This is a genomic window from Paraburkholderia sp. A1RI-2L, from assembly GCF_048957375.1.
In the GTDB taxonomy this organism is placed as follows: domain Bacteria; phylum Pseudomonadota; class Gammaproteobacteria; order Burkholderiales; family Burkholderiaceae; genus Paraburkholderia.
This window is the reverse complement of sequence record NZ_JARBTA010000001.1, coordinates 588,401-605,537: the sequence shown is the minus strand read 5'-3', so window position 1 is coordinate 605,537 and position 17,137 is coordinate 588,401. Positions and strand designations below refer to the sequence as shown.

The window sequence follows — 17,137 nt, the reverse complement described above, 5'->3', positions numbered from 1 at the left end:
AAAGCCGCTTACTGCCCCGCCACCGTCATACGCTCGATCAGCACGGAGCCGGTCTGGCGCGTGCCGCGCGCGAGCGTATCGGCGCCCACCGCGACGATGTGGCGGAACATCTCCTGCATCGTCGAGGCCACCGTGATCTCCTCGACCGGATACTGGATCTTGCCGTTCTCGACCCAGAAACCCGAGGCGCCGCGCGAATAGTCGCCCGTCACGAAATTCACGCCCTGCCCCATCAGCTCGGTGAGCAGCAGGCCTGTGCCGAGCTTCCTGAGCATTTCCTCGAAGTCGTCCTCGGGGTTCGTGAGCGAACTTTCCAGCCGCAGGTTGTGCGAGCCGCCCGCGTTGCCCGTCGTCTGCATGCCGAGCTTGCGCGCCGAATACGACGACAGGAAGTAGCCCTGCACCACGCCGTCCTTCACGACTTCGCGCCGTTGCGTGCGCACGCCCTCCTCGTCGAACGGCGCGCTGCCCGCGGCGCGCGCAACGTGCGGGTCCTCGACCACCTGGATATGCGGCGCGAACACCGGCTTGCCGAGGCTGTCGACGAGAAACGAGGTCTTGCGGTAGAGCGCGCCGCCGCTGGTGGCCTGCACGAACGCGCCGAGCAGGCCTGCCGCGATCGGCGCCTCGAACAGCACCGGCACCTTGCGCGTGTCGAGACCGCGCGCGTGCAGGCGCGACAGCGCGCGCTCGGCGGCATAGCGGCCGACCGCCTCCGGCGAGGCCAGCTCGCTCGCGCTGCGCCGCGAGGTGTACCAGTCGTCGCGCTGCATGCTGCGGCCGGTGCCCGCGATGGGCGCGCACGCGATGTAATGGCGCGAATAGGGGTAGCCATGCATGAAGCCGCCCGAGGTGGCGAGCACGAACTGCGAATGCTGCGCCGAAACGCTCGCGCCCTCCGAATTGGTCACGCGGCGGTCGGTGGCGAACGCGGCGTCTTCGGCGCGGCGCGCGATCTCGACGGCCTCGTCGGCCGTGAGGCTCCACGGGTGATAGAGATCGAGGTCGCGCGGCGCGGTTTCCAGCAGGTCGGTTTCGGCGAGGCCGGCGCAGTCGTCGTCCGCGGTAAAACGCGCGATGTTGTAGGCCGCCGCCACGGTGTCCTTGAGCGCCTGCGCGGAAAAGTCCGAGGTGCTCGCATTGCCGCGCTTGTTGCCGATGTAGACGGTCACGCCGACCGACTTGTCGCGGTTGTGCTCGATGGTCTCGACTTCGCCGCGCCGCACGGAAACCGACAGGCCATCGCCTTCGGAGATTTCCGTCGCGGCGTCGCTCGCGCCGAGCGCCTTCGCGTGACGGAGAATGTCCGACGCGATCTCTTTCAGCTCGTCCTGGGTATGCGGGAAAAATCGTTGCCGGGCTTCGATGTCTGCAGCCATTGTCGTTACGGTCCGGTTTCGGGCCGGAGCGGCCCGCTTGTCGTGTGTCAGGGGTAGCGGATCATGCGCCTCGCCAAAGCTCTGTAAAGAAGCGCGTTTCGCGATCATAGCAAGGTATGCGAACGCGTACCGCAGCCGCATGGCCCGCGACTGCCCGAGGCGCGCCGAACCCTGCGCCGATCCGACAGCGCGCGCACGCTACAATACGCGTCATGAAACGCAAAACCCGCATTCAACCCATGAACGACGTTGCCGCCCAACAGGGCAACGACGACGACAACGGCTACGATCGCCCGAGCAAGTCGCAGCTCAAGCGCGAGATGACCGCGCTCCAGGAGCTGGGCACGGCGCTCGTCGAGCTGCCCAAGGACGCGCTCAAGCGCATGCCCATGACGGAAGACCTCGCCGACGCCGTCCACGAGGCGCGCCGCATCACCGACCACGAAGGCAAGCGCCGCCAGCTCCAGTACGTGGGCCGCATGATGCGCGGCCTGCGCGAGGACGAAGTCGCCGCGCTGCGCACCGCGCTCGACGAGCACCGCGGCGTGAACAAGGCCGCCACGGCGCGCCTGCACTGGATCGAGCGCACGCGCGAGAAGCTGCTCGCCAGCGACGACGCCCTCACCGAATTCATCCGCCAGCACCCGGCCGCCGACCCGCAGGAAGGCCGCACGCTGATTCGCAACGCGCGGCGCGAGCAGGAGCAGGCACGCCCGCCGAAGTACTTCCGCGAGCTGTTCCAGTGGATCAAGGACGTGAGCGCCCAGGGCGCCGACGATGCCGATGAGCACGCGAGCGATGAAGAGGACCGCGAAAATGACGAAGCCTGAGCGCAGCCACCCGGACGAACTGGTGATCGGCCTCGTGTCGGTCAGCGACCGCGCCACCAGCGGCGTCTACGAGGACAAAGGCATTCCGGCGCTGAAGGAGTGGCTCGGCCACGCGCTGAAGTCGCCGTGGCGCGCCGAAACGCGCCTGATCCACGACGACGCGGCCACCATTTCCGCCACGCTCACGGCGCTGGTGGACGGCCTCGGCTGCGACCTCGTGCTGACCACGGGCGGCACCGGCCCCGCGCGCCGCGACGTGACGCCCGAAGCGACGCTCGCGGTTGCCACGAAAGAAATGCCCGGTTTCGGCGAGCAGATGCGCCAGATCAGCCTGAATTTCGTGCCCACGGCGATTCTTTCGCGCCAGGTGGCGGTGATCCGCGAAACGGGCAGCGGCGCGGACGATCACGCGGCGCTCATCATCAACTTGCCGGGTCAGCCGAAATCGATCAAGGAAACACTGGAAGGCCTGCGCGACGAGCAAGGCGCGACGAAGGTGCCGGGCATCTTCGCGGCGGTGCCGTACTGCATCGACCTGATTGGCGGGCCGTATATCGAAACCGATCCGAACGTCGTCGCGGCGTTCCGGCCCAAGAACGCGCAGCGAGCGCCGCGCGCGTAATCTGCCCTGCTCGCTGTCCGGGATACTGTCTGCTCGTGCGGCGCCCGCGCCTGCGGGCGCCTCTTCCTTACTGCGCCACCCCGCCCGCCGGCGCGTCGGCGGCCGCCACGCCCGCCGACGGAATCAGGAAATGCTCGCGGTAGTACTTGAGCTCGTCGATGGACTCGTGGATATCGGCCAGCGCCGTATGCATCGCGCGCTTCTGGAAGCCCTTGTAGATCGTCGGCTGCCAGCGGCGGCACAACTCCTTGAGCGTGCTCACGTCGAGATTGCGGTAGTGGAAAAAGCGCTCGAGCGCAGGCATCCAGCGCGCCATGAAGCGGCGGTCCTGGCAGATCGAGTTGCCGCACATCGGCGACTTGCCCGGCGGCACGTACTGTGAGAGAAACGCGAGAATCTGCTCCGTTGCGCTTTCCTCGGTCACGGTGGAGGCGCGCACGCGCTCGGTCAGGCCCGAGCGGCCGTGCGTGTTGCGATTCCACTCGTCCATGCGGTCGAGCACGGCTTCGGGCTGATGGATCGCCAGCACGGGCCCCTCGACGATCTTGTCGAGCGTGGAATTGGTCACCACCACGGCGATTTCGATGATCCGGTCGTTGTCGGGATCGAGCCCCGTCATCTCCATGTCGAGCCAGATCAAGTTCATGTCGGTGCGCTCCATCGCCGGAGTCGCCTGGCCCGCCGGGTCGGCAGAAGTGATATCAGTCATGTGAAGCAGCCTGGAGCGGTTGAATGCGGGTTGAATGCGGGTTGAATGCGGGTTGAATGCGGGTTGAGAAGCGGCGCTCATGCGCCATACAGGCGCGGCCCGCACGCCGGAAGCAAGCCCTTGGCGGGGATGCCATGGCCGGGCCGCCGAGAACATATAATTGTCGCATAGATACCACGGACTCCCTGGATGCCGACCTCATCAACTGCGTTGTCCCCCGCGCTGACTTTCAGCGTGATTTTCGTTGTCGCCGTGCTGGCCATGGTGGCGACCAAGCTCTGGCTCGCCTCGCGCCAGGTCCGCTTCGTGGCCGCTCATCGCGGCGCAGTCCCCACCCAGTTCGCGGCGACGATTCCGCTAGCCGCGCACCAGCGCGCCGCCGACTACACGGTCGCGCGCACGCGCCTCGGCATGATCGAAATCGTGCTTTCCGCGGTCGTGCTGATCGCGCTCACGCTGCTCGGCGGCGTGCAGGCGATCGACCTCGGCATTTCAGACCTGATCGGGCGCGACTACGTTGGGCAGATCGCGCTGGTCGCCGCCGTGCTCGCGGTGAGCGGCATCGTCGAATTGCCGCTCGATTACTACCGCCAGTTCGTGATCGAGGAGCGCTTCGGCTTTAACCGCATGTCGCGGCGCATCTTCTTCGCCGATCGCATCAAGGGCCTGCTGATCGGCGCGCTGTTCGGCATTCCGCTGCTCTTCGTGGTGCTGTGGCTCATGAAGCAGGCCGGCAGCCTCTGGTGGCTCTGGACGTGGGTGGTCTGGGTCGCGTTCCAGATGCTCGTGCTGGTGCTCTACCCGACCTTCATCGCGCCGCTCTTCAACAAGTTCGAGCCGCTGCGCGACGAGGCGCTGCGTTCGCGCATCGAAGCGCTCATGCAGCGCTGCGGCTTCGCGGCCAAGGGCCTGTTCGTGATGGACGGCAGCCGCCGCTCCGCGCACGGCAACGCCTATTTCACGGGCTTCGGCGCCGCCAAGCGCATCGTCTTCTTCGACACCTTGCTCGCGCGCCTCTCGGGCAGCGAGATCGAGGCCGTGCTCGCGCACGAGCTCGGCCATTTCAAGCGCCGCCACGTGATCAAGCGCATGGTAGTCACGTTCGCGATCAGCCTCGTGCTGCTCGGCGCGCTCGGCTGGCTCACCCAGCGCGTGTGGTTCTACGAGGGCCTCGGCGTGCGGCCGTCGCTGCTCGGCGGCAACGACGGGCTCGCGCTCGTGCTGTTCTTCCTCGCCGTGCCGGTGTTCCTGTTCTTCGTCACACCGCTCAGCAGCCTCAGCTCACGCAAGCACGAGTTCGAGGCCGACGCCTTCGCCGCCACGCAGACCGACGCGCAGAACCTCGTGAACGCGCTCGTCAAGCTGTATGAGGACAACGCGTCCACGCTCACGCCGGACCCGCTCTACACCGCGTTCTATTACTCGCATCCGCCGGCTTCGCAGCGGATCGATCGACTGCTCTCGCACGCATGAACCGGCGCGCGACGAAAGCCGCCGGCGGCATGGCACAAGCAGCACAGGCAGGCACGGGGGCGACGCTGCACGGCGTCGTGATTGCGGCGCACGGGCGCCACTACCTGGTCGCGCCCGACGGCGGCGGCGCGGCGCTGCAGTGCTTCCCGCGCGGCAAGAAAAGCGAGGTCGCGGTGGGCGACCGCGTCGAGTATCAATCGACTTCGGCGGACCAGGGCGTGATCGTCGCGATCGGCAAGCGGCGCAACCTGCTGTATCGCTCGGACCAGTTCAAGTCGAAGCTGTTCGCGGCCAACCTCGACCAGTTGCTGATCGTGCTCGCCACCGAGCCGCACTTCAGCGAAGACCTGCTCGGCCGCGCGTTGGTGGCCGCCGAGGCCAACGACCTGACGCCGATCATCCTGCTCAACAAGATCGACCTGGAAGCGGCGCTGCCGCTCGCGCGCCAGCGGCTCGAGCGTTATCGGGCGCTAGGCTACACGGTGCTGGAAGTGTCGGAGAAGCAGCATCCCGAAGAGGCGCACGCGATTCTCTCCAGGCATCTGCACGGCCATCAGACGATCCTGCTCGGGCAATCGGGCATGGGTAAATCGACGCTCGTGAACCTGCTGATTCCCGACGCCGAGGCCGCCACGCGCGAGATCTCGACGGCGCTCAACAGCGGCCGCCACACCACGACGTTCACGCGTCTCTACACACTTCCCGAAGGAGGCGCGCTGATCGACTCGCCGGGTTTCCAGGAATTCGGGCTCTACCACCTCACCGAAGGCACGCTCGAGCGCGCCTTCCCCGAGTTCCGCCCGCTGCTCGCGCATTGCCGCTTCTACAACTGCCATCATCTGCACGAGCCGGGCTGCGCGGTGCTCGACGCGGTGGAGGACGGCCGCGTCGCGCCGGAGCGCCACGCGCTCTATGCGCAACTCGTGCACGAGATCAGCCAGATCGTGCGCTGACGCTCTCTCCCCATACCACTATGATCAGGCTCGCGCGCGCGCCGAATGGGGTCATCGCCCAGCACTGGATGAATATCCTCGAAGCTGCCGGCGTGCCATGCGAGTTGCACAACCGCTATCTGAGCGGCGCGATGGGCGAGATTCCCGCCGATCAGTGCGCGCCGGAAATCTGGCTCGCCGACGAACGCGACGAAACCCTTGCGCGCAAGCTGATCGCCGACGCCACCAACGGCCCGCCACCCGGCGCGCCATCGTGGCGCTGCCCACAGTGCGGCGAAACGCTGGAAGCGCAATTCACGGTGTGCTGGCAATGCGGCCGCGAACGTGATCCGCGCGATGAATGAAACCGCTCTGGCGCACGCAGAAACAAAAACGGCTCGCTGATCGCGAGCCGTTGCACCTTGTGCGCCAGGACCGTTCAGATCCAGACGGCAATGGTCAGCATGAGCAGCAGGATCATCCACAGGATCACCGCGCGCCACACGAGGCCCACCGCCGATTGCAGCGTGCGCGGCGTGCAGTCGTCGCCAACCGTGTACGGATCGCCCTCGCCGGGCTGGGCCAGTGCGTCGACGCTCGACTGCTCAGCGAGCGGCCCCGAGAGACGCGCGCCCAGCGCGCCGCTGCCGGTCGCGAGCAGCACGCCTTCGTTGGTGTCGGGCCACTGGTTCGTATGGTTACGCCACGAGTAGATCGCGTCCTCGAAATTGCCGACGATCGAAAAGCCCAGCGACGTCAGTCGCGCCGGCACCCAATCGATCACGAAGAACACATGCTGTGCGAAGTCCGAGAAGGCCTCGGTGCGGTCGTCGGCGGGACGCGACCATGCGCGCGCCAGATATTCGGCAATCCGGTACAGCACCGCGCCCGCCGGCCCGATCGGCACGAGAAACCAGAAGAACACGCCGAATACGTGGCGGTGCGAGGCCACCACGGCGTGAATGAGCGTATGGCGCACGATCTCGCTCACGGGCATGTCCACGGCGTCGATGCCGGTCCATTCGGTGAGGATCTCTCTCGCGCGCGGCACGTCGTCGTTGTTCAGCGCAAGGTGAATGTCGGTGAAATAGTGGCTGAACTGCCGGAAGCCCAGCGTGAAGTACACCACCACCACGTTCCAGAGAAACGCCAGCACGAAGCTGATGTGATAAAGCACGTAGTAGATCAGCGCAGTGGCCACCGTCCAGGGCACCACCACCACGAGCCAGGCAATCACGCCGTGTTTTTTCTTGCCCGCGTCGAAGCCATGCGCGGCCCAGTCCGCATTGAGGCGCAGGAGCGCCGTCACCGGATTATTGGGCGAAAGCGCCCGCACCTGTTCGATGACGAGAGCCAGCAATACGGAGAAGAAAGTCATGCCACGCGCCGCGCAAGTGGGATTGCAAAAGGGGTTTTCAGAAATTGTTGCAACGATATCACAGGGCCAGATGTGCCTGAGCAAGTGGCTGCAAAGACACAACAGCGGAACGCGGTCGAGCTGGATCTTGCGAGGCGAAACCGCGCCGCGCGCCAAGACGCGACGCCTGCCGCTTCGCAAAAACGCTCTGCGTCAGGCGAGCAGAAAACGATAAAAGTTGCGCAGCATGCCCGCCGTCGCGCCCCAGATGAAGTGCGTGCCGCTCACGCCATCACCTGCCTGCGGATATGGCATGGCGAAGAAGCGGCGCTCGCCGCCTTCCCAGCGCAGCACGCGCACCTGGTGATGCGCGGGGTTCATCAAAAAGTCGAGCGGCACTTCGAAGATGCTCGCCACTTCGAGCGAATCGGCGATCACCGTGAACGGCTCGTGCACGAGGCCCACCACGGGTGTCACCTTGAAACCCGTGCCCGTGAGGTAGTCGGGCAGCGCACCCAGCACCTCGACGCGCGCGGGATCGAGATCCACCTCCTCTTGCGCCTCGCGCAGCGCGGCGGCGATCGGCGTGGCGTCGGCGGGTTCGCGGCTGCCGCCCGGGAAGCTCACTTGGCCGGCGTGGTTGCTGAGGTTGTCGGCGCGCTGCGTGAGCAGCACGGTGAGGCCACCGGGCCGCATCGCGATCGGCATAAGCACGGCGGCTTCGCGCGGATCGCGAATCTCGGTCACGCGCGCCTCCTGGGGCTCCGGATCCCACGGCAAGCGCTGCTCGAAACGCGCGCGCAGGCCGTCGGGCGTGAGTCGGCCGGCGGCGACAGGAGGCAGGTCGATGCCCGTCGATTCGATCGGCAGGCTTTCGGGTTCAAATACTGGACGGATCAACGGCTGACTCTGGATTCAGGCACATCTACGTATTTTGCGACCAAAAACAAAAAAGCACCCCGAGGGGTGCTTTTTCTTACAGCTTTTACGCCTGCTCGGCCGGAGCAGCTGCGCGGTCTTTCGACACCAGCTTTTCCTTGATGCGAGCCTTCTTGCCCGACAGGTTGCGCAGGTAGTACAGCTTCGCGCGACGCACGTCGCCGCGACGCTTCACCACGATGCTTGCCAGCAGCGGCGAGTACGTCTGGAACGTACGCTCGACGCCTTCGCCCGACGAGATCTTGCGAACGATGAACGACGAGTTCAGACCGCGGTTACGCTTTGCGATCACGACGCCTTCGTATGCCTGAACGCGCTTGCGGTTGCCTTCAACCACGTTCACGTTGACGATCACCGTATCGCCGGGAGCGAATTCGGGGATGGTCTTCTCGCCCAGCACGCGCTGGATTTCTTCCTGCTCGAGTTTTTCAATCAGATTCATGACTGACTCCGTAAGCCATCTTGTCGGCGTTCGTACCTGTGCAGGATTGCCTGCAACTACGGCCCCGATAGAGGATGGATTCACAACTGGCGCCGTTCACGCATGAAGCGGCACCGCCTTTGACGCCCCGCGCCGCGCCCGTCCGAAGCCTTACGCTTCATTCGCGCCCTTCGCGAGACTGGCGAGCCATGCCTCGTCGGCACGGCTCAACGTTTTGTTCTTCCTGGCCCGCGCGATCAGATCGGGCCGCTTTTGCCACGTGTTGCGCAACGCTTCGCGGCGGCGCCATTGCTCGATTTCCGCATGATGGCCGCCTAGCAGCACATCGGGCACACGCACGCCGTCGTATTCCTCGGGCCGCGTGTAGTGCGGACAGTCGAGCAGACCGTCCACGAAACTGTCCTGCACCGCCGATTGCGCATCGTTGAGCACGCCTGGCAGAAGCCGCACCACGGCATCCATCAGCGCCATCGCCGGCAATTCGCCGCCCGACAGCACGAAGTCGCCAAGGCTGACTTCCTCGTCCACGCAACGGTCGACCAGACGCTGGTCGATCGCCTCGTAACGCCCGCACAGCAGCACGAAACCGGGCTCCTGCGCGAACTGCACGACGCGCTCGTGCGTGAGCGGCTTGCCTTGCGGCGACATCAGCAGCACGCGCGGACTCGCGACGCCCTGCTCCGCCTGCGCGGCCTTCGCCGCGCCGATCGCCGCTTCGAGCGGCTTGGCCAGCATGACCATGCCGGGGCCGCCGCCGTAAGGCCGATCGTCGATGGTGCGGTAGTTGTCGGTCGTGAAATCGCGCGGATTCCACGTGCGCAACGTATAACGCTGCTGCTTCGCCGCCCGGCTGGTGATGCCCCAGTCGGTGAGCGCGCCGAACATTTCGGGAAAGAGCGTCACGACATCAAACTGCATCGCTCTCTCCGTTCAGCGAATCAGCACAGCAGGTTCAGTAATCGGCTTCCCAGTCGACGACGATGCGCTTCGCCGCCAGGTCCACCGTCTTGACAAACACGCCGACGAACGGGATCAGCCGCTCGCCGGTAATGGGCTTGCCGTTCTTGTCCGTCGAGGGATACTCGACGCGCAACACCGACTGCGCGCCGTTGTCGATCAGGTCGGCGACCTTGCCGAGCTCGACGCCCGCCTCGTTGGCGACATCGAGACCCATCAGGTCGACCCAGTAATACTCGTCGGCTTCGGTCGCGGGAAAATCCGCGCGGCTCACGTAGATACGCGCACCGCGCAGCCGCAGCGCGGCGTCGCGATCGGCGACACCGGTCAGTTGCCCGACCACGCTGTCGCCATGCACCTTGGCGCTCACGCGCACCGCGGAATGACGCTCCGGGTGCTCGCGGCCCTTCAGAAGCCACCAGCGCTTCGCTGCGATGAGCGCCTTGCCGCCCTGCGCGTGCGGGGCGATCTTCAGCCCGCCCTTCAGCCCATAGGCGTCGAGCACGGCGCCCACTTCGACTGCGTCGGCAGGCCAGCTCGCCGGCGTTTCGGCGCGCAGGCCTTCAGCCGCGCCGAGCGCTTCAGACGCGCCATCGCGCGCCTGCCGGCGCTCCACGGGCTTGCGCACAAACGCGCCGAACGACGGCGCCTTGCGTGCCACTTCGCCCGCTGCGGCAGCGCCCTTGTCCGCCTTTACATCGTCATGCACGGGCATGGGCAAACCTCGCAGCCAGCCTGGACTCGCACACGCGGCTCACGCTGCGCGCACGGGTGTAAAACATGAACAAGACTTAAGCAGCCGGTTGAGCGGCAGCAGCCTTTTGCGCTTCCTTCACGAGACGCTCGACGGCCGGCGACATTTGCGCGCCGTTTTCCTTCCAGTACGTCACGCGATCTTGCGCGATACGGAGGGTTTCACCCTTGGTGGCGACCGGGTTGTAGAAGCCCACGCGCTCGATGAAACGGCCGTCGCGACGGTTGCGCGAATCGGTTGCGACGATGTTGTAGAACGGGCGCTTCTTCGAGCCGCCGCGTGCCAGACGGATGATGACCATTACTAGAATCCTTGAAAACCGGGGGTTCGGGACTACTGAAACATGCGATTATAGCCCGAAACCAATGGCATAACAAACACTTAACGGGAATCTGGACGGAAACCGCGTGGAAACGGCGTGACAATCGTGAGGAAACGGCGATGAACGGCGATCGATCGGCGTCTGACGGACATCACGGACAGTGCTTCGCGCCAGCGTCACAGCGGCGGCGGGCGTGGATTTGCGCCAAAGTGTTTCGGGCGAAAACCGCGCTCGCTTCGCCCATTGCGAACCTTTCACGCTTGTGGCGGCGCGACAACGCGCCTTCCCCAGCGCACCGCATTGATCAGCCCCCTCATCGGCCTGGCGACGGCCGTCATCAATCGCCAGCGCCGCTCCCGCGCCCAGCGCCTCGCATTTTACGGCCAAGCCGCGCACGGTTCGCGCTCGCCGCCCTCCTGGTCCTGGGCGCATCGCTCGCGCGGGCCGCGCTGCCCATCGAGCGCATCCGCTTGCCGGCCGGCTTCCACATCGAAGTGCTCGCCGACGATATCCCCGGCGCGCGCGAAATGACGCTTTCACCTGCGGGCACGCTTTACGTGGGCAGCATGGAAGGCCGCGTCCATGCGCTCGAATTGCTCAACGCGAGGGTCGTCAAGCACCACGTGCTCGCCTCCGGGCTCACGATGCCGGTGGGCGTCGCCTGGCACGGCGGCGCGCTCTATGTTTCGGCGGTCTCGAAGATCGTGAGGCTGGACGCCATCGATACGCATCTCGACGATCCGCCCAAGCCCGCCGTCGTCACCGACGCGCTCCCCGCCGAGCGCCACCACGGCTGGAAGTTCATCGCCTTCGGCCCGGACGGCAAGCTCTACGTCCCTCAAGGCGCGCCCTGCAACGTCTGCCTGCCCGCGGGCGACCCGCAGCGCGACCACTACGCGATGATCGGCAGGATGAATCCGGACGGCTCGCACTATGAGAGCATCGCGCGCGGCGTGCGCAATACGGTGGGCTTCGCGTGGCATCCGCGGACGCACGAACTATGGTTCACCGACAACGGCCGCGACATGATGGGCGACGACACTCCCGACGACAAGCTCAACCGGCTTGCACGCGCAGGTCTCGATTTCGGCTTTCCGTATTGCCACGGCGGCAACGTCGCCGACCCGGAATTCGGCGCGGGCCATCCGTGCAGTGGCTTCACGCCACCCGTCATGGGGCTGGGTGCGCACGTCGCGGCGCTCGGCATGCGCTTCTATACAGGGACGATGTTCCCGGCCGGGTATCGTGACAGCATCTTCATCGCCGAGCACGGTTCGTGGAATCGCAGCAGCAAGGTCGGCTATCGCGTGGTGCGCGTGACGGCGGACGCCAACGGCACGAACGCCCATCAGGAGGTATTCGCGCAGGGCTGGCTCAATCCCGATAAAACCGTGTGGGGCCGCCCCGTGGACGTGCTGCCGCTGCCCGACGGTTCGCTGCTCATCAGCGACGACTATGCAGGCGCGATTTATCGCGTGACTTACGCGAAGCCCTAGCCATACATGCGGCCGTCATGCGCCCTTCCGCATGCCTGCAGCCATTTCCCGGCATAAGCGGCAACATCTGCTGACGCAGGCGCGCGCCACGTACAATGGCCGGCGGCCCGCGGCCGCGCCGTTGTTGCACACGCAGTTCTTGAGCTGCCATCGCGCAATCAGCGCGCAGTCATCCAATCCGTCTGCCCATGTCCAATCAAAAAAATCCCGCACGCTTTCGCTCCAAGACCCTTACCGCCGCCCTCGCCTTCCTGTTCGGCAGCCTGGGGGCGCACCGCTTTTATCTCTACGGAAGGCGCGACGTGTGGGGCTGGGCGCATATCGCCGGCACGCTGCTCGGCATTCCCGGCGTGCTCCTGCTCGTGGCAACCCAGCGTGAGTCGATACCCGGCTGGACACTCGCCGTGATCGGCGCCGTGTCCGTGCTCTCGGCATTTCTGGCCGCCATCGTCTACGGGCTGCGCCCGGACGCCAGGTGGGACGCGCAGTTCAACGCGGCCTTCGCGGGCAGCCGCGCAAGCCGCTCGGGCTGGGCCGTGATCTTCGTGGTGATCTTCTCGCTGCTGATCGGTGCATTCTTGCTGATGACGGGCCTGGCCCTGACTTTCCAGACGTATTTCGAATCGCAGGTCGAAGCGGCCAAGGCCATTTCTCAATAGCGACGACTGCCCGACAACTGCAGCGCGGCGCTAGAACAGATCGAGTTGCGGCTTCTCGCGCACCGTCTTCGCGCGCATGAACGCCGACATATCCAGAATGCCGTAACGCCGCTCGTTCAAGCCGAGCCGCTTCACGGCCTGGTGAAAGCGCTGCTTGAGCAGGTCGGCCCAAAGCCCGGTGCCCTTCATGCGCTGCGAGAACGCCGAGTCGTAGTCCTTGCCGCCGCGCATGTCGCGCACGCGACTCATCACGCGCGCCGCGCGTTGCGGAAAATGCGCTTCGAGCCAGCCTTCGAAGAGCGGCGCCACCTCCCACGGCAGACGCAGCACGATATAGCTCGCGCTGCTCGCACCCGCCTCGGCGCAGGCTTCCAGCACGCGCTCCATGTCCGGTTCGGTAACGAACGGAATCACGGGCGCGATGCTCACCCCAACCGGAATGCCCGCCTGCGCAAGCGTGCGGATCGTGCGCAGCCGCCGCGCCGGCGTGGCCGCGCGCGGCTCCAGCGTGCGCGCGAGTTCGGCGTCGAGCGTGGTGATCGTGATGGCCGCCATGAATTGCTGGCGCTGCGCCATGGGCGCTAGCAGATCGAGATCGCGCTCGATCAGCGAGGACTTCGTGATGGCCGCGAACGGATGCTGGCGCTCGCTCAGCACCTCGATCACGCGACGCGTAATGCGCATATCGCGCTCGACCGGCTGCCAGGCATCGGTGTTCACGCCCAGCGCGATGGGCTCCGGCTCATAAGCGGGCTTCGCGATTTCGCGCGCGAGCAACTCGGGCGCATTGATCTTTGCGTAAATGCGGCTCTCGAAATCGAGTCCCGGCGAGAGCCCCAGATAGCTGTGGGTGGGTCGCGCGAAGCAGTAAATGCAACCGTGCTCGCAACCGCGATACGGATTGAGCGAGACATTGAACGGAATATCGGGCGACTGGTTGCGCGTAAGGATGCTCTTCGCGCGCTCCTCGAAGACCTCGGTGCGCAATGCCGGGGCTTCTTCGGCGGCAAGATCGCGGGGGCTCTCATCCGGCTGCGCGTGCTGCCAGCCGTCGTCAAAGACTTCGCGCCGATCAACCTCGTAGCGCCCCTGCAGGTTCGTGACGGCACCACGCCCCTTGCGCGGCGCAGGCGGCGCGACAGGGTACCAGGTCTCGGCGGGATGGTCAGGGTCCAGTTCTTTCACGGCACAATGCAGCAAGGCGTCTCGATACTGTATAAATATACAGTATCGAGACGCCTTGTCGAGCGCTAAAAAACGGGGCGCTTTCGAGCGCGGCTTCGCGCGACTACTCGCCCACCGCGATCGTCAAAGTTTCCTTGATTTCCTCCATCACCACATAGCTCTTCGACTGCACCGCACCCGGCAGTTGCAGAAGGATGTCGCCGAGCAGCTTGCGGTAGTCGGCCATCTCGCCGATGCGCGCCTTGATCAGGTAATCGAAGTCGCCCGAAACCAGGTGGCATTCGAGCACTTCCGGGATCTTCTTAACCTCGCGGCGGAACTGGTCGAACATGTTGCCGCTCTTGTGGTCGAGCGTGATCTCCACGAACACCAGCAGCGCCGCGCCCAGTACGTTCGGATTCACGCGCGCGTAGTAGCCCGTGATGACGCCGTCGCGCTCCATGCGCTTGACCCGTTCGATGCACGGCGTGACGGAGAGCCCGACCTGCTCCGCGAGGTCCTTCATGGCCATGCGGCCGTCCTCCTGGAGCAGCTTAAGGATGCGGTGATCGAGTCGGTCCAGCGCGCGGACCGGCTGACGCTGCGTTCTCATGTGTTTTTCCTGAAAATTCGACAAATACGATAACAAAATCTAGCCGTAGAACAATAGCATAGTCGATATTACTGGCTACTCCTGATTTTTCATGCCTTCGGCGCTGAATCCCCCGAGACGGGTGAGGCAAGCCCTCGGCAGCGCGGCGTAGCCCCAACAAATCTATCTGGAGCAGACTATGCGAGTCGTCGTGTTGGGCAGTGGTGTTGTCGGGGTCGCCAGCGCCTGGTATCTTGCCCGCGCGGGCCATGAGGTAACGGTGATCGAGCGCGAGTCCGGTCCCGCGCTCGAAACGAGCTTTGCGAACGCCGGCCAGATCTCGCCCGGCTACGCCGCGCCGTGGGCCGCGCCGGGCGTGCCGCTCAAGGCGATCAAGTGGATGTTCGAGAAGCACGCGCCGCTCGCCATCCGCCTCGACGGCACGAAATTCCAGTTGCAGTGGATGTGGCAGATGCTGCAGAACTGCACGCCCGAGCGCTATGCACTCAACAAGGGCCGCATGGTGCGCCTCGCCGAATACAGCCGCGATTGCCTGCAGGCGCTGCGCGCCGAAACCGGCATCCAGTACGAAGGCCGCACCGGCGGCACGCTGCAGGTGTTCCGCACGCAGCAGCAGTTCGACGGCGCGGCAAAGGACATCGCCGTGCTGAAGGATGCGAACGTTCCGTACGAACTGCTCACGTCCGCCGAGCTCGGCCGTGCCGAGCCCGCGCTTGCTGCGGTCTCGCACAAGCTCACCGGCGGCCTGCGCCTGCCCGGCGACGAAACCGGCGACTGCCAGCTCTTCACCACGCGCCTCGCCAAAATGGCCGAGGAACTGGGTGTCAAGTTCCGCTACAACACGCCGATCGACGGCCTCGCGGTGCAAGGCGAGCGCATCGCGGGCGTGCAGTGCGGTGGCGAACTCGTGCGCGCGGACTCATTCGTGGTCGCGCTCGGCTCGTTCTCCACAAAGATGCTGGCCGGCCTCGTGAAGATTCCGGTCTACCCGCTCAAGGGCTACTCGATCACAGCGCCTATCGTGAACGCGGGCGCGGCGCCGGTCTCCACCGTGCTCGACGAGACCTACAAGATTGCAATCACGCGTTTCGACGACCGCATCCGCGTGGGGGGCATGGCCGAAATCGTGGGCTACGACACGGCGCTCAAGCAAGCGCGCCGCGAGACGCTCGAAATGTGCGTGAACGATCTGTTCCCGGGCGGCGGCGATACCTCGCAGGCCACCTTCTGGACCGGCCTGCGCCCGATGACGCCGGACGGCACGCCGGTGGTGGGCCGCACGCCGTTCTCGAACCTGTTCCTGAACACGGGGCACGGCACGCTCGGCTGGACCATGTCGTGCGGATCGGGCCAGTTGCTCGCCGACCTCATCTCGGGCAAGCAGCCCGCGATCCGCGCCGACGATCTCTCGGTCTATCGTTATCTCGGAGAGACGGCCGGCGCGCATCGCCCAGCATACGCGTAATAAAAAACCCAGGCGCAAGGCCTGGGTTTTGTCGGCAATCCAAGGGGCGCTCGAAGCGCCCCTTTTTGTTGCAGCGCTTAGCCGAGTTCTTTGACGAGTTCCGGCACAACCGTGAACAGATCGCCGACGAGACCGTAATCGGCCACGCTGAAGATCGGCGCTTCTTCGTCCTTGTTGATGGCGACGATCACCTTCGAGTCCTTCATGCCCGCCAGGTGCTGGATCGCGCCCGAGATGCCCACCGCGACGTACAACTGCGGTGCGACGATCTTGCCGGTCTGGCCGACCTGGTAATCGTTCGGCACGTAGCCCGCGTCCACTGCCGCGCGCGAAGCGCCGAGCGCTGCGTTCAGCTTGTCCGCGAGCGGCTCCAGCACCTTCGTGTAGTTCTCGCCGCTGCCCAGACCCCGGCCGCCCGAGACGATGATTTTCGCGCTCGTGAGTTCCGGACGGTCGAGCTTCGTGACTTCGCGGCCAACGAATTGCGAGAGGCCGCTGTCTGCTGCCGCGTCGAGCTTCTCCACCGCTGCGCTGCCGCCTTCGGCTGCAACCGCATCGAATGCCGTCGTGCGGACCGTGATCACCTTGACCGGATCAGCCGATTGAACCGTCGCGATCGCGTTACCCGCGTAAATGGGACGCTCGAACGTGTCGGGCGAGTCCACTGCGGTGATGTCGCTGATCTGCGCGACGTCCAGCTTCGCGGCGATGCGCGGCGTGACGTTCTTGCCCGCTGCCGTTGCCGGCGCGAGGATGTGCGTGTAGTTCTTCGCGATGCTCAGGACCGTCGCTTCGACGTTCTCTGCAAGACCCACTTCGAGTTGCGGCGCATCGGCCAGCAGCACCTTCGAAACGCCGGCGATCTTCGCGGCTGCGTCAGCAGCAGCTTGCGCGTTGTGACCCGCAACCAGCACGTGCACGTCGCCGCCGATCTTCTGTGCGGCAGCCACGGTGTTCAGCGTCGCAGCCTTGATGGCTGCGTTGTCGTGTTCGGCAATAACCAGATTCGTCATTTCTCTTTCGC

At 65.4% G+C, this 17,137-nt stretch carries 19 protein-coding genes; 8 read left to right on the top strand and 11 right to left on the bottom strand.

The annotated features are described in order from the left end of the window. Positions 1 to 8 precede the first annotated feature (8 nt). Positions 9 to 1,379 carry a metalloprotease PmbA gene (pmbA, locus tag PWP93_RS02920; RefSeq protein WP_421043398.1) on the bottom strand — a complete coding sequence of 457 codons (1,371 nt, stop codon included), beginning with the start codon at positions 1,377 to 1,379 and terminating at the stop codon, positions 9 to 11. A gap of 212 nt (positions 1,380 to 1,591) precedes the next feature. Here pmbA and yjgA point away from each other — a divergent pair, with 212 nt between their 5' ends. Beyond that, entirely contained in the window at positions 1,592 to 2,209 is a 618-nt protein-coding gene (gene yjgA, locus PWP93_RS02915; protein ID WP_421024422.1) for a ribosome biogenesis factor YjgA, read from the top strand. Further along, on the top strand, positions 2,196 to 2,831 hold the full coding sequence (gene mog / locus PWP93_RS02910; protein ID WP_421024423.1) for a molybdopterin adenylyltransferase: 636 nt from the start codon (positions 2,196 to 2,198) through the stop codon (positions 2,829 to 2,831). The genes yjgA and mog overlap by 14 nt, the downstream gene beginning before the upstream one ends. Before the next feature lie 67 nt (positions 2,832 to 2,898). Here the strand turns inward: mog and orn are convergent, their stop codons facing one another. After that, a complete protein-coding gene (gene orn / locus PWP93_RS02905; protein ID WP_421043397.1) occupies positions 2,899 to 3,540 on the bottom strand; it encodes an oligoribonuclease in 642 nt (213 codons plus the stop codon). 189 nt (positions 3,541 to 3,729) lie between these two features. Here orn and PWP93_RS02900 point away from each other — a divergent pair, with 189 nt between their 5' ends. The 3 genes from PWP93_RS02900 to PWP93_RS02890 are packed head-to-tail and all read left to right on the top strand — an operon-like array spanning position 3,730 to position 6,310. Next, positions 3,730 to 5,013 carry a M48 family metallopeptidase gene (locus PWP93_RS02900; protein WP_421043396.1) on the top strand — a complete coding sequence of 428 codons (1,284 nt, stop codon included), beginning with the start codon at positions 3,730 to 3,732 and terminating at the stop codon, positions 5,011 to 5,013. Then, positions 5,010 to 5,966: a ribosome small subunit-dependent GTPase A gene (gene rsgA / locus PWP93_RS02895; RefSeq protein ID WP_421043395.1), complete on the top strand. Its 957-nt coding sequence runs from the start codon at positions 5,010 to 5,012 to the stop codon at positions 5,964 to 5,966. Before PWP93_RS02900 ends, rsgA begins: the two co-directional genes overlap by 4 nt. 23 nt (positions 5,967 to 5,989) lie before the next feature. Then, positions 5,990 to 6,310, top strand: a complete 321-nt coding sequence (locus tag PWP93_RS02890) for a DUF2007 domain-containing protein (protein ID WP_421044991.1) — start codon at positions 5,990 to 5,992, stop codon at positions 6,308 to 6,310. Positions 6,311 to 6,384: 74 nt separating this feature from the next. Here the strand turns inward: PWP93_RS02890 and PWP93_RS02885 are convergent, their stop codons facing one another. From PWP93_RS02885 to rpsP, 6 genes are all read right to left on the bottom strand, one after another. Continuing rightward, on the bottom strand, positions 6,385 to 7,323 hold the full coding sequence (locus tag PWP93_RS02885; RefSeq protein ID WP_421043394.1) for a CobD/CbiB family protein: 939 nt from the start codon (positions 7,321 to 7,323) through the stop codon (positions 6,385 to 6,387). A 192-nt stretch (positions 7,324 to 7,515) separates the two neighbouring features. Beyond that, the gene (locus PWP93_RS02880; protein ID WP_421043393.1) at positions 7,516 to 8,202 is read right to left on the bottom strand and encodes a CoA pyrophosphatase; all 687 of its coding nucleotides are present in this window, start codon (positions 8,200 to 8,202) and stop codon (positions 7,516 to 7,518) included. A gap of 85 nt (positions 8,203 to 8,287) precedes the next feature. Continuing rightward, positions 8,288 to 8,683, bottom strand: coding sequence for a 50S ribosomal protein L19 (gene rplS / locus PWP93_RS02875; protein ID WP_035522529.1), 396 nt, complete (start codon positions 8,681 to 8,683; stop codon positions 8,288 to 8,290). 150 nt (positions 8,684 to 8,833) lie between these two features. After that, positions 8,834 to 9,601, bottom strand: coding sequence for a tRNA (guanosine(37)-N1)-methyltransferase TrmD (gene trmD / locus PWP93_RS02870; protein ID WP_421024429.1), 768 nt, complete (start codon positions 9,599 to 9,601; stop codon positions 8,834 to 8,836). 34 nt (positions 9,602 to 9,635) lie between these two features. Further along, positions 9,636 to 10,355 (bottom strand): ribosome maturation factor RimM, encoded by a 720-nt coding sequence (rimM, locus tag PWP93_RS02865; RefSeq protein WP_421043392.1) that lies wholly within the window; start codon positions 10,353 to 10,355, stop codon positions 9,636 to 9,638. Positions 10,356 to 10,431: 76 nt separating this feature from the next. Continuing rightward, positions 10,432 to 10,695, bottom strand: coding sequence for a 30S ribosomal protein S16 (gene rpsP / locus PWP93_RS02860; RefSeq protein ID WP_035522523.1), 264 nt, complete (start codon positions 10,693 to 10,695; stop codon positions 10,432 to 10,434). A 395-nt stretch (positions 10,696 to 11,090) separates the two neighbouring features. Here rpsP and PWP93_RS02855 point away from each other — a divergent pair, with 395 nt between their 5' ends. Then, positions 11,091 to 12,212, top strand: coding sequence for a PQQ-dependent sugar dehydrogenase (locus PWP93_RS02855; RefSeq protein WP_421044990.1), 1,122 nt, complete (start codon positions 11,091 to 11,093; stop codon positions 12,210 to 12,212). 188 nt (positions 12,213 to 12,400) lie between these two features. After that, positions 12,401 to 12,871 carry an NINE protein gene (locus PWP93_RS02850; protein ID WP_421043391.1) on the top strand — a complete coding sequence of 157 codons (471 nt, stop codon included), beginning with the start codon at positions 12,401 to 12,403 and terminating at the stop codon, positions 12,869 to 12,871. Between the two features lie 30 nt (positions 12,872 to 12,901). Here PWP93_RS02850 and PWP93_RS02845 read toward each other — a convergent pair whose 3' ends face one another. After that, positions 12,902 to 14,047 carry a PA0069 family radical SAM protein gene (locus tag PWP93_RS02845; RefSeq protein ID WP_421044989.1) on the bottom strand — a complete coding sequence of 382 codons (1,146 nt, stop codon included), beginning with the start codon at positions 14,045 to 14,047 and terminating at the stop codon, positions 12,902 to 12,904. A 112-nt stretch (positions 14,048 to 14,159) separates the two neighbouring features. Further along, positions 14,160 to 14,648, bottom strand: coding sequence for an Lrp/AsnC ligand binding domain-containing protein (locus tag PWP93_RS02840; RefSeq protein ID WP_028215922.1), 489 nt, complete (start codon positions 14,646 to 14,648; stop codon positions 14,160 to 14,162). 178 nt (positions 14,649 to 14,826) lie between these two features. Here PWP93_RS02840 and PWP93_RS02835 point away from each other — a divergent pair, with 178 nt between their 5' ends. Continuing rightward, positions 14,827 to 16,113 (top strand): D-amino acid dehydrogenase, encoded by a 1,287-nt coding sequence (locus PWP93_RS02835; RefSeq protein WP_421043390.1) that lies wholly within the window; start codon positions 14,827 to 14,829, stop codon positions 16,111 to 16,113. A 77-nt stretch (positions 16,114 to 16,190) separates the two neighbouring features. Here the strand turns inward: PWP93_RS02835 and PWP93_RS02830 are convergent, their stop codons facing one another. Next, a complete protein-coding gene (locus PWP93_RS02830) occupies positions 16,191 to 17,126 on the bottom strand; it encodes an electron transfer flavoprotein subunit alpha/FixB family protein (RefSeq protein ID WP_421043389.1) in 936 nt (311 codons plus the stop codon). Positions 17,127 to 17,137: the final 11 nt, after the last annotated feature.

Coding starts and splice junctions, on each gene's coding strand:
- rimM (WP_421043392.1), bottom strand. CDS start 10,355: ATGCCCGTGCATGACGATGTAAAGGCGGACAAGGGCGCTGCCGCAGCG.
- PWP93_RS02885 (WP_421043394.1), bottom strand. CDS start 7,323: ATGACTTTCTTCTCCGTATTGCTGGCTCTCGTCATCGAACAGGTGCGG.
- rsgA (WP_421043395.1), top strand. CDS start 5,010: ATGAACCGGCGCGCGACGAAAGCCGCCGGCGGCATGGCACAAGCAGCA.
- yjgA (WP_421024422.1), top strand. CDS start 1,592: ATGAAACGCAAAACCCGCATTCAACCCATGAACGACGTTGCCGCCCAA.
- PWP93_RS02830 (WP_421043389.1), bottom strand. CDS start 17,126: ATGACGAATCTGGTTATTGCCGAACACGACAACGCAGCCATCAAGGCT.
- trmD (WP_421024429.1), bottom strand. CDS start 9,601: ATGCAGTTTGATGTCGTGACGCTCTTTCCCGAAATGTTCGGCGCGCTC.
- orn (WP_421043397.1), bottom strand. CDS start 3,540: ATGACTGATATCACTTCTGCCGACCCGGCGGGCCAGGCGACTCCGGCG.
- mog (WP_421024423.1), top strand. CDS start 2,196: ATGACGAAGCCTGAGCGCAGCCACCCGGACGAACTGGTGATCGGCCTC.
- PWP93_RS02850 (WP_421043391.1), top strand. CDS start 12,401: ATGTCCAATCAAAAAAATCCCGCACGCTTTCGCTCCAAGACCCTTACC.
- rplS (WP_035522529.1), bottom strand. CDS start 8,683: ATGAATCTGATTGAAAAACTCGAGCAGGAAGAAATCCAGCGCGTGCTG.
- PWP93_RS02900 (WP_421043396.1), top strand. CDS start 3,730: ATGCCGACCTCATCAACTGCGTTGTCCCCCGCGCTGACTTTCAGCGTG.
- rpsP (WP_035522523.1), bottom strand. CDS start 10,695: ATGGTCATCATCCGTCTGGCACGCGGCGGCTCGAAGAAGCGCCCGTTC.
- PWP93_RS02840 (WP_028215922.1), bottom strand. CDS start 14,648: ATGAGAACGCAGCGTCAGCCGGTCCGCGCGCTGGACCGACTCGATCAC.
- PWP93_RS02835 (WP_421043390.1), top strand. CDS start 14,827: ATGCGAGTCGTCGTGTTGGGCAGTGGTGTTGTCGGGGTCGCCAGCGCC.
- pmbA (WP_421043398.1), bottom strand. CDS start 1,379: ATGGCTGCAGACATCGAAGCCCGGCAACGATTTTTCCCGCATACCCAG.